The organism is Mobilisporobacter senegalensis (genome assembly GCF_003752155.1).
Taxonomy (GTDB): domain Bacteria; phylum Bacillota; class Clostridia; order Lachnospirales; family Lachnospiraceae; genus Mobilisporobacter; species Mobilisporobacter senegalensis.
In genome coordinates this window covers 324,832-336,677 of sequence record NZ_RJVG01000002.1, presented here as the reverse complement: position 1 = coordinate 336,677, position 11,846 = coordinate 324,832, and the positions used below count along the sequence as shown (strand labels likewise).

General features: G+C 36.2%; 11 protein-coding genes and 1 riboswitch. All 11 genes read right to left on the bottom strand.

Annotated features, from left to right (window positions below; all coding sequences use genetic code 11):
* The gene (locus EDD66_RS04320; RefSeq protein ID WP_123608330.1) at positions 1-1,017 is read right to left on the bottom strand and encodes a type IV pilus modification PilV family protein; all 1,017 of its coding nucleotides are present in this window, start codon (positions 1,015-1,017) and stop codon (positions 1-3) included.
* A 207-nt stretch (positions 1,018-1,224) separates the two neighbouring features.
* On the bottom strand, positions 1,225-1,989 hold the full coding sequence (locus EDD66_RS04315; RefSeq protein WP_123608329.1) for a hypothetical protein: 765 nt from the start codon (positions 1,987-1,989) through the stop codon (positions 1,225-1,227).
* Complete coding sequence (gene pilM / locus EDD66_RS04310) at positions 1,976-3,634, bottom strand: pilus assembly protein PilM (protein ID WP_123608328.1); 1,659 nt, start codon at positions 3,632-3,634, stop codon at positions 1,976-1,978. Before pilM ends, EDD66_RS04315 begins: the two co-directional genes overlap by 14 nt.
* A gap of 27 nt (positions 3,635-3,661) precedes the next feature.
* A complete protein-coding gene (locus EDD66_RS04305; protein WP_123608327.1) occupies positions 3,662-4,414 on the bottom strand; it encodes a prepilin peptidase in 753 nt (250 codons plus the stop codon).
* An 81-nt stretch (positions 4,415-4,495) separates the two neighbouring features.
* Positions 4,496-4,900: a type II secretion system protein gene (locus EDD66_RS04300; protein ID WP_123608326.1), complete on the bottom strand. Its 405-nt coding sequence runs from the start codon at positions 4,898-4,900 to the stop codon at positions 4,496-4,498.
* 96 nt (positions 4,901-4,996) lie between these two features.
* A complete protein-coding gene (locus EDD66_RS04295) occupies positions 4,997-6,211 on the bottom strand; it encodes a type II secretion system F family protein (protein WP_123608325.1) in 1,215 nt (404 codons plus the stop codon).
* A gap of 12 nt (positions 6,212-6,223) precedes the next feature.
* On the bottom strand, positions 6,224-7,279 hold the full coding sequence (locus EDD66_RS04290) for a type IV pilus twitching motility protein PilT (RefSeq protein ID WP_207667745.1): 1,056 nt from the start codon (positions 7,277-7,279) through the stop codon (positions 6,224-6,226).
* Positions 7,280-7,303: 24 nt separating this feature from the next.
* A complete protein-coding gene (locus EDD66_RS04285) occupies positions 7,304-9,001 on the bottom strand; it encodes a GspE/PulE family protein (protein WP_123608324.1) in 1,698 nt (565 codons plus the stop codon).
* A gap of 202 nt (positions 9,002-9,203) precedes the next feature.
* Positions 9,204-9,327: riboswitch (cyclic di-GMP riboswitch) on the bottom strand.
* Between the two features lie 291 nt (positions 9,328-9,618).
* On the bottom strand, positions 9,619-10,080 hold the full coding sequence (locus EDD66_RS04280; protein ID WP_123608323.1) for a chemotaxis protein CheX: 462 nt from the start codon (positions 10,078-10,080) through the stop codon (positions 9,619-9,621).
* On the bottom strand, positions 10,071-10,934 hold the full coding sequence (locus EDD66_RS04275) for a response regulator (RefSeq protein ID WP_123608322.1): 864 nt from the start codon (positions 10,932-10,934) through the stop codon (positions 10,071-10,073). The genes EDD66_RS04280 and EDD66_RS04275 overlap by 10 nt, the downstream gene beginning before the upstream one ends.
* Positions 10,935-11,129: 195 nt before the next feature.
* Complete coding sequence (gene sigK / locus EDD66_RS04270; RefSeq protein ID WP_123608321.1) at positions 11,130-11,750, bottom strand: RNA polymerase sporulation sigma factor SigK; 621 nt, start codon at positions 11,748-11,750, stop codon at positions 11,130-11,132.
* Positions 11,751-11,846 lie beyond the last annotated feature (96 nt).

Here is an 11,846-nt window from a genome sequence, read left to right as displayed (position 1 = left end):
TCATTCCTCCTTAATCGTATGGAAAGTTACACGTGGCTCTGTCACTAAGTAGTCCACTCCCGGCTCATATAGCTCAATTGTCACATCATATAATCTGATATTCGTATCCTTCTTTACCAGAGGACTATCTGTGTCCACATTACTATATACAGGTACAAAGCCAGGGTTCTCAACTGTGATTGGAGGATAAAATTCCGTATCCTGACTGACCAGGAACACATCAATACTGTCAGTGATAGTATTTTCTTTATATATAGTTACTTTATCATGCTGAATAGGATTATAAAACACATATATCCCTTTCATTTCAGAAGTATATGGAACTTCTTTTAATACATAAGTTTCACTGCCGGTTCCCGGTACTGCATTACAGGTATAAACTGCTTCCACCCTTACAGTAATTAATCCGCTGCTATAAGTAATATTGATCCGGATATTCCTGTGAAGATTTGTTCTTACCTCTTCTTCATTATATTCATCTACGGTATATCCGCTATCCGTCTTTGTTTCCTCCCTATACCACCTGTAATTATTATATAATACCGATACTGCCATAGAACTCTCATAAGACTCTGTGGCAATTACATTCTTTGTCTCATTGATATCGGATATAATGGGCATTTTAAAATTATTATAACCCATAGGATCCCCACCGGGACTTACCTCTTTATACACACCTTTATTTAAGGTTATCCTTGCATCATAAATATGCCTGCCATCCTTTATGATTTTCTTGGTATAGGTTGTCTTATCACCATCTGGTACTGTATTATCATTATAAGTTGTAGCAATATCAAGAATTGATTTTGCTTTCACATCTTCTGCAATACTTTGGACAATATTTGTTTCATTCTGTACCTTTCTGGCTTTTGCATTCACCCTGGCTGCAGTAACAAAATTATTCAGAACAGGTCCGATCACAATAGCCAGAATAGCCACACTTACAAGGAGTTCAACTAAGGAAAAACCTTTATTGTTCTTTTTAATATTAGATATATTATCTCTCTGAGCAAACATGGTTTTCCTCCTCTCTTGTCTGTATATTACAGTAGGTAATTGCGAAACTCCAAAGCATTGGCTGTTTGTGATACAAATAATACAATTCCGAAGCGGAAGCTAAGCGGAAGGAGCGTTGGAGCGTAGGAATTTGTATAAGTTGTATCACAAACTTGGAATATTTATTAGTTTCGCAATTACCTATATATATTACAGACATTTGCAAAACTATTCTACCGGTAATTCAAAAGTTCCAAATATATTATCTTTTCCAATATTAACTCCATTGATATATACTGATTCTTCTTCTCTGCCTTCCCCAAGAAGTGCAAAGACATCATAGGATAATGTTCCTGTTAAGTTTCCTGTAGTACTGTCAAATGCAGCTGTAAGAGATTGAATCCTCATCTTTTCTTTATATTTATTAATATAATCAATGGCACTCTTTAATCCGGCATAATTTGTTTGATAATTAATTGTTATATTGGATTTATAACCTTTTAATTCCGATTGCTTTCCCACTTGTTCTCCCGTGGATTCCACCGGAACAGTTTCATTGGTTATCTCAGGATCTGTAGCTGTCACGTCCCCGTCTGATGCTTCCTCCTGACCGGCTGCTGCCTGCCCCTGGGAATACACCTCACTTACTTCCCCATATGTTACTGCACTTACATTCATCTTGGCATTCTCTTCTAATTCTGTAACAAATACTGTACTCTTCTCCTGGGATATGGAAGTAGACAGGTTATTCAGCATATGAGTAATCTCACCAGTCATCTGATTTGTTTCTTCTGCATATTTATCTTTATTTGCAACTTTTTGCTGGAGATCTGCAAGTTTTGTACTAAGCTCTATATTTTCACTATGCAGAGCATCTGTTTTATTCGTTAAATACACAAAACCGAATCGATAAGATACCAGTAGAATTACCAGAATGAATAGTATGAATATCAGGTTCTTCTCTTTTTGTGATAACTTATTAATAAATTCCATCCGTATCCTCCTCTGGAACAGATTGATATTGGGCAGTAACAGTAAATGATACTGTTACATTACCACCTTCATCTCTTGTCTCTGTAATATTAGTAGTTGATACCTGAGTAAGGACCTTTATCGTCTTTAATTGGGTTAATACTTTCGCTGCTATTGTTTTTGAATCTGTATTAATATTTAAGGATATATCTTTATCTGTAACATTCATTGTCACTACATTAAGATCACTTGGTAACTTATCTTCCAATTCTTTTATAAGCGCAGATAATTCATCATTATATCCCACCGTCACATCATACATGGCTTTCATAGTATCATATTTTTCTTTTGCCAGGGCATGGGATTCATACACCTCATATACTCCGGATAATGCACTGATCTGAGCTTCCAGTCTCTTCTTCTCAAGCCGCTCAAATTGATATCCTATATAGGCTGTCAATATTAATATTATACTTATTGCTACGGAACCGATAAGAACTACCTTTCTATTATGAATCAGACTTTTCTTCTTCACTGTACTAATATATTCTTTTGGTATAAAATGAATCGGATCTATGGTAGCACCGATACAGGAAATATATTCGCTCTGTTCCTCCTGATTCATATAAGTATCTTTATGAAAAGCAACAGAGGTAAGATTTTTTAATTTTTCTGTATCAATTCCGGTCTCATGCCTTAATAACCTTTCGATCCCAAGAATTTGTGCCCCCTGCCCCATCACATAAATAGTACGGATACTTTTGTCTTTATTCTTAGACGTATAATAGTCTAATACTCTTAAAACATTGCTGATCAAATAGCTTAAAGAATTTGTTACTTCCTCTTTTCCATCTCTTTCTTTTCCAAAATCCATGAATTCTGCTGCTGATTCAGAAACAGTCAATGCCGCTTCTTCCTCATAAGAATCCAATTGCATATTAATTAATTCACTACTGCACAAAAGCAGTAATGCTTCATTTTCATTTTCAACATTAAAACACTCATTATTTAATACTGCCTGTACTGCTGATGTTGTACCATAGGGTATTGTTCTTTGAAGCTGCAATACGTTTTCTTCCAAAATACTGATAAGTGTTGTCTGCTCATTGATTTGTATCATCAAATTTGTTTCAGCCTTCATTTGTTTCTTAAAGATCTGAACGATACTATTGCCGATATAGTCAATTGCTTCTACTTCGTAGCCTAATAACTCAGCTACATTATAATAATTCTTAATCAAATTGTTGGGCGCTGCCAACACGGATAATCTTAACTTCTTCTCTTCTTTTGTTATGATTCGCTCCAATATGCTGTATGTAATTGCATATTCAGAAATTTCAACCGGAAAATATTCAGATGCATTTGCATCGATCACAGCCTGGATCTGATTATCTTTTACCATAGGTATGGTAACTTCTCTATTGGCAATCTTTGTAGACGCAATGGTAAAGACTACTTTATTGCCTTTCATATTTGCTTCTTTTATTTTTTCTTTTGCAACGGATGCAAATTTTACTTTATCTCTGATATACCCATCTTCAAAGGTATCCTCCGGTGTTGTAAATGTGATCCAATTATAAACACACGGATTTTTCTTTTTATAATCAACTTCACAGATTTTTGTTCTTTGAAGCCCAATTTCAATGCTAATTACTCTGTTTGCCATATTTCCCCTCCTTTGTATTGATACAGCTTAATAAAAACTCAGATACCAATTTACAATCTGATTTCCATAAAGCATTGCTATGAATATACCAATGGATAAATAAGGTCCAAATGCTAATACCCTGTCTTCTTTGGAGATTCTCATTCGAAGGATATGTATTACCGAACCAATAATACAGCCAAGGATAAAAGCCAGAACTATGTTTGGAAATCCTATTACCAGCCCACTGGCTGCCATAAGTTTAATGTCTCCTCCGCCAATCCCTCTTCCTTTTGTAAAAAGATAGATCAGCAATAAAAATCCGCTTACACTGCATAGTCCTAACAGATATTGCCCTATATGGGGAAAATCTAAAAATGTGCGAAAGCTTCCAAGAACCCCTATGAATAGATTGATTCCAACGGGAATCTCATAAGTCCTGAAATCAATTACACTTAGTACAATTAATGCGGAAGTAAATAAGCAATAGATTATACTTTCAAGCCGATACCCATGGATCAGAAATATTAACACATAGAGACTTCCATTCAGTGCTTCTATGATTGGATACTGAATAGATATCCTTTTCTTACACTTTCTGCACTTTCCCCCAAGAAAAATATAGCTGAATAACGGAAACAAATCATACCATTTTAATGAATAACCACAATTCATGCAATGAGATCTGGTGGTGGTGATATTCTCTTTCCTGGGGATACGGTATATACATACGTTTAAGAAACTACCGATGATGATACCGTATAGGAAGATGAGTGGGGGAAATATGATATCTGGATGCATATTGATTGCTCACTTTCAAAGGAATACAAAACACTCAGATATCTTGCTATATTGAGTGTTTTGTATATCATAATCTATTAATTATGGTGCAACTGTACAGGTAACTGTCCATCCAGCTGCATCAGATCCGCCTATGGTTATTACAAATCCTTTGCCCCTACTTACTTTTGACATTGGATATTTGCTACCTACTGCCTGTTTAAAAGCAGCCTCAAATGTAGAACCAACATTTGTAAAAGTTGCAGCTGATGTAGAAGTTATTGTAACCGTACCAACTGCTGGTGTTACGTCTGGATCTGCTAACACAGCATTTGTTGTTGCAATTAACAAATCTATATTCTGATTATCTGTTGCCTCTCTAGATTTAGCCACATATTTAATAAACTGTGGTGCTAATGCACCTGCAAGCACTGCCATAATAGCAATAACTATAATAAGTTCAACTAATGAAAAACCTTTGTTGTTTAATCTCTTTTCTTTCTTCATACTTCTTCTCCTTTAATATATAATTTTATTTTATTAATAATTATTATTACAGGTAAACTGCAATAATATATTATCCAACTTAGTGTTTTGAATAGACTATAGACTGTCCAGTCCATTGTACATGGACAGCATTGGCTGCATGATTGCCATAATCAGTACCCCTACCACCAATGCCATAATCACAATAATCATTGGTTCCAATACTGCGCTTAAAGATGTGGTGGCAATCTCCACCTCTTCATCATAATAGTCTGCCAGTTTCTCTAGCATGCTCTCAATATTACCGGATTCTTCTCCAATCCTGGTCATCTGATATACCATAGGAGGAAAAATACCTGAATTTCGAATTGGAACGGATAAAGAAATTCCCTTTGACACATCTTCCTTGGCATCTAACAGCGCTTGCCTTGCAATCACATTATCCATAGTTCTGGCTGTAATGTCGATTGCTTCAATCATAGAGATTCCTGCTGCCAATAAAGTACTTAAGGTTCTCCCAAATCTTGCAGAATTAGATTTAATAATGATCTTTCCAAACAGAGGAAGTTTTAACCCTAATTGCCCCAGTACCATCTGTCCTGATGGTGATTTCTTATAAGCATGAAATCCGATTGCAATTAAGATAATCAAACCCAGAATCATGTACCATTGACTTTTCATGAAATTACTCATATTAATGATCATCTGTGTCATAAAGGGCATTTCTATATTCATGTCCTGAAACATCCCCATAAAATTAGGGATAACCACAATCATCATAACAAATACGACGCCGACTGCAACAAGGGCAACCATACTTGGATAAATCATGGCTTTTTTCACCTGAGCCCTCATTTTCGTATCTTTTTCAAAATGTACCGCCATACGTCCAAACACAACTTCCAGATTACCGGAAGCCTCTCCTGCTGCCACCATATGTATCAAAATATTGGGGAATACTTTTTTGTTAGCTTCCATGGCATCTGCCAGAGCCTCACCCTTTTCCACTGCAATCTGTACCTCTTTGATTGCTTTGGAAAGAACTTGATTCTCCGTCTGCTGGCTTAGCATATCCAGTGCATTAATAATAGATACTCCGGCGGATAATATACTCACTAACTGCCGGCAGAATACACTTAAATCTCTTGGTTTCACAGAACTCCCAAAGGTAAGATTAATATCTTTATTCATTATATTCTGGGGTGTTACAGACAGGGGAATATATCCTTCTGCTCTTAAAGAAGCTTTTACTTTCTCTTCATTGGCAGCATCCATACTTCCCTTTTTTTCTTTTCCATTCTTATCTATGATCACATAAGAAAAATCAGCCATTCTCTCCCTCCTTTAATATAACTTTCTCTCAAGTGCAATTGGATCTTGTGCAAAATGAATTGCTTTATTCTCATCGATTTTCCTGCTCAGATACAAATTATAAATTGCATCATCCATCGTCTGCATTCCAAGCTTCTTATTGGTCTGAACAACGGACGTAATCTGAAACGCCTTTGCCTCTCTTATGAGATTCCGGATTGCGGAATTTCCATGCATTACCTCAAAAGCTGCGACCCGTCCTTTTCCATCGGAACAAGGAATCAACTGCTGGGATATTACAGACTCTAATACTGAGGCAAGCTGAATCCGAATCTGCTGCTGTTGATGTGGAGGAAATACATCTATAATTCGGTCAACGGTATTGGCAGCACCAATAGTATGGAGTGTGGAGAATACAAGATGTCCTGTTTCCGCAGCTGTAATGGCAATGGATATGGTATCTAAGTCCCTCATCTCACCTACCAGTATCACATCCGGATCTTCCCTAAGGGCTGCTCTTAATGCATTTGCATAAGAGTGGGTATCCAGACCAATTTCCCGTTGATTTACAATTGCCTTTTTGTGCTGATGTAAATATTCAATGGGGTCTTCCAGGGTGATCACATGAGCATTATAGTTAGAGTTAATTACATCAATTAAAGAGGCTAACGTAGTTGACTTACCGCTTCCCGTTGGTCCGGTCACCAGGACCAGCCCACGTTTTTTCTTGGTCAATTCGATCACAGACTCTGGAATTCCCAACTGCTCAGGTGTTGGAACTGTAGTTCCTACTAATCGAATTGCAACCGCATAGGAACCTCTCTGTTTAAATACATTGACTCTGTATCTGCCAAGGCTTGGTATAGAATAGGAGAAATCCACTTCCCCTTTGTCTTCTAAGATTTCTTTAAAATGCTCTGATAGCATAGGCATAATTAGAACATCCGTATCCTCAGGCATAAGTTTATTCTCGCCCATATTCTGAAGTTCTCCATTAATCCTGCATTTTGGCGGGATACCAACGGTAATATGAAGATCGGAAGCCCCTTTTTCTTTGGCAATCTTTAATAATTCTTCTATGGTTATCATAAATTACTCTCCATTTCTTAGAAGCTATTCATCAAAAGAAATTCTCTTCATTTCAGAAATTGATGTAATACCTTCCAGGACATATCTGGTAGCGCTCATCTTTAATGTATTCATTCCCTCTTTTAATGCGATTTCTGTTATCTGACTGGAATTACCCTTACGGCTGATAATTTCTTTCAGGGCAGATGTAACCGGCATGATTTCATAGACACCAATACGCCCGAAATATCCGGTATTGTTGCACATATGGCAGCCACAAGGTTCATAGATGACCTGCTCTGCTTCTGGATCTATCCCAAGTATCTCTTTCTCCAGTGAATCGGCATATCTTTTTGTTTTGCAGGAAGGACACAGCCTTCTTACCAAACGCTGTGCGATCACGCCTACCGTAGCATCTGCGATCAGATATGGTTCAATCCCCATATCTTCCAGTCTTGTAATTGTACTGGCCGCACTGTTGGTATGGAGCGTACTGACTACAAGATGCCCTGTAATAGAAGCCTTTACTGCAATCTCTGCCGTTTCACTGTCCCTGATCTCACCAATCATGATAATATCCGGATCTTGTCTTAAGATAGAACGAAGAGCATTGGAAAAGGTTAACTCTGCTTTTGCATTTACCTGCACCTGATTGACTCCGTCAATATTAGCTTCCACCGGATCTTCTACTGTAATAATATTAACACCTTCCGTATTCAGTTCGCTTAATGCAGTGTACAGAGTCGTTGATTTACCGCTTCCCGTTGGTCCCGTAACAAGAATCATTCCATGAGGTCTTTCCAGTATTGCATCAAATTTCTTCATTTCTTCCTCAGAGAAACCAAGATCTTTCTTTGCTTTGGTCAACCCTTTTTTAGAGGTAATACGCATTACGATCTTTTCCCCAAAGACGGTGGGAAGGACCGATGCACGAATATCAAATTCTTCTCTGTCAACTACTACGGTAATACGCCCATCCTGAGGTTTTCTCTTTTCAGAGATATCCATGCCGCCAATAATCTTTATTCTGGCAACCATGGCCGGCAGCAGATTAATTTCATACTGGCTCATTTCCTTTAGCAAACCATCTACCCGGTATCTGACTCTTATCTGTTTCTCAAATGGTTCAATATGTATATCACTGGCTCTTTGCCGGACTGCTTGTTCAATAATAGCCTTCACCAATAATACGATAGGCGAGTTGTTTATGTCTTCATTACTCTGTTCTTCTTCTTTTTCCTTGTTCTGTATCTCTTTCTCTTTGGTATACCTTTCAGCCACTGCCTTAACTTCTGCATTCCCATAATATTTATCGATTGCAGTAGCAATCTCTTTAGGAGTGGATACCACAGGATCAATCTTAAGATTTGTAATGATAGCCAAATCATCGATTGCAATAATATCTAAAGGATCTGCCATGGCAACACGAAGTATATTAGGTGATGTCTTATGAAATTCAAAAGGGATCACCATATATTTTCTAAGAATCTGTTCATTCACTAATCCCAGAACATCGGGAGCTATTACAATACCGGACAATTGGACTATATCCAGTTTTAATTGCTTTTGTAATGCTTTTGTAATGGATAATTCATCAATATAGCCAAAATCTACCAGTAGTTCCCCAAGTTTCAGTTTCCCTTTTTTCTGTTCTACAAGGGCATTCTTAAGCTGTTTTGGAGTAATCAGCCCTTCATCAACGAGCATATCTCCTAATCTTTTTTTGTTCTTTCCAAAATCCATTTTATCCTCCACCCTTTGATATTAAACCAGATATATTAAGTTTTCCTTATAATTCATGTTAAATTATCTTTTTAAGTAACAGCATCAAATAGATCTCAAATAGTATTATAATTCTCTTTTAATACCAATAATTCACTAATGATTGATAAATTAGGATAAAAAAAGCAACTAAATTAAGTAAATTATATAAATTACTTATTCTAGTTGCAACCGAACGACCATTGGATGAATAATTATACAGTCCATAATAAGGTTTCTTTTGTATAAATTCCTTTAGGTTTCAAGCTTTGCGTCCTTGCTTTTCAACAAGTTTGCCTTTATAATTATTTAGCATCAATAAATATTTTTGTAAATTAATTACTTTCATTATATCTTATTTTTGTGAAATGTCAACACTAATTTTCACTATTTTATGTGCACTTTTATGTTAATTGGATTATTTTCATATTTATATTAGTGTCTAAGGTATCTAATTTTCTAAATTTCGTCAAAATGTCCAATAAAAAAATACCCATCTCAAACTATTAGAACCACCCATAATGCAATTCCATCTCATATCACAGGTGTAATCATCAACAGGTGCAGGAACACATGTTAAGCCTGAGAGGGCATTCTTTCTAATTTTCAAAAGCTATATTGATTTCAATAGGAATGTCATCCGCCAAAAGCTGGACACATAGAACCTGATTTGAACTCATCTTTAGAGATATATTTTCTCCATAAAGTAATGTTGGGGTGGAAATATCTATTGAAATTCCCAGACCTGAAAAGCAGGTTGCTGCATTTGCAGTTAACATATTTGCCAATTCTGCCAATGCACTTTGTGCCATTTCATCAAACTCATTTACCGGCATTCCCATCATCATGGATGAGGCTATTTTCTTGGCATCTTCCATAGCAACAGAATAAACTACATTTCCTTTTATGGCTCCAACGATTCCAACCACTATAACTACACCTGAACTTAGCAGTTCACTATTCTTCATACTTAAATTGCCCTTTTTCACAGTCTTGAATCCCAATTGGGGGATAACTGTTGCAAAGGCTTCTATAAAGGGATTAACGTGTTTTACATCCATTTTTCTTCACCTCTTGTAAATCCTACATTGATCAATATTTCACCAAAATTTGTTTCTGCGATTGCTGTAGTTGTTTTAAAATTGGGAGCTGAAATGTGAACACTGTCACCATATAATATGGATGGCGGAGATACACGGAGGCCATAAGCTTTATCTTTTCTGTTTAATATTGAGCATGCATTTCCAGAAATGATATTGGTAAATTCGGCAATTGCAGCTACCATTTCATCGTTATTTTTAGGTGTCCTTCTTAGTAAGGCTGCTGCTATATTTCCTGCTGTTTCTTTTGACAGATCAATTAACATCCTGCCGGAGAATTTACCGATGATTCCAATTATGACAGTCAAGCCTTTTGATTCATGCTCTGTATTCGTTGAATATTCCTCCTTATAGTTAAGCAGGGTTTTAGTCATTCGGTTCACACCATCTAATAAAGACTCTTTGAATACTGGAAATGATTCTGTTTCCAGTAAATGATAAAGTTCTTCCGAAGCCATGATCCTATTGATCGCTGTGATAAGTTCGTCGGGATCAACCGGTTTTTGAATATACTCAGATACTCTGTTTTCTTTTGCCTCTTTGACTATTTCTTCATCCATCATGGAACTTACGACGATTACTTTAATATTTGGATCGATTTCATGTATTGCCCGGGTACATTCAAGCCCATCTGTACCAGGTAATGTCATATCCATTGTTACTAACGTAGGTTTTTTGTCCCTTATAACTTCTTTTACCTCTTCCAATGAACCAGCATCACCAACAACTTCATAACCATTTTCTTCAAGAATATCTCTTAATAACGTAATAGAAAAAGGTGAATCATCAACAATTACTATTCTGATTTTTTCCATAGAATGTATCAACCTCCAGTTTAATATAGCAATACTTTGTAGTAATACTCATGATGATACCATATAAGTTAGTAAATGTCACTAAATCTTATGTTTTTTTATTGTAAAATCGACAAATCTCACCCAAATGTTACCAATACATATTTTTACAAACAGTTGGTCTATCCAATAAAACAGGGATAGCTTTCGCTATCCCTATTTAAAGCATTCACTTAACTTTCTTATTGCTTTCTTTTCAATCCGTGATACATAGGATCTTGATATTCCAAGTTTATTGGCAATTTCCCTTTGTGTTACTTCCTGTGCGTACCCCAATCCGTACCTCATACATATTATTTCTTTTTCTCTTTCCGTTAAAATTGAATTTACTAATTCATAGAGCTTACCAATATTCTCTTTCAGTTCAATATTGTCAACGATGTCCTTATCTGAACTTTCTATGATATCTAATAAATTAATCTCATTCCCCTCTCGGTCAGCTCCAATGGGTTCGTATAAATATACTTCTTTGGATTGTTTTTTGTTGGTACGTAACATCATCAGCAATTCATTATCGATACACCTTGAAGCGTAAGTGGCTAACCTAATTCCCTTATTCATATTAAATGTGTCAATAGCTTTAATTAAACCAATTGTACCTATTGAAATTAAGTCATCTATGTCCTTGTCGTTAGCATTATACTTCTTAACAATATGTGCCACAAGTCGAAGGTTGCGTTCTATTAATATCCCTCTAGCTTCCTTGTCACCTTTTTGACATTGCTTTAGGTACTCTTGTTCTTCCTTGGTGCTTAGTGGTTTAGGAAAAGCTTTCACGTTATAAGCACCTCATCGATTATTAGTTTATTATTAGTCTATGATTTCAATCTAAAATTAGTGCCTTTCCTATTAAAATAGTAGTAAAAATACCTC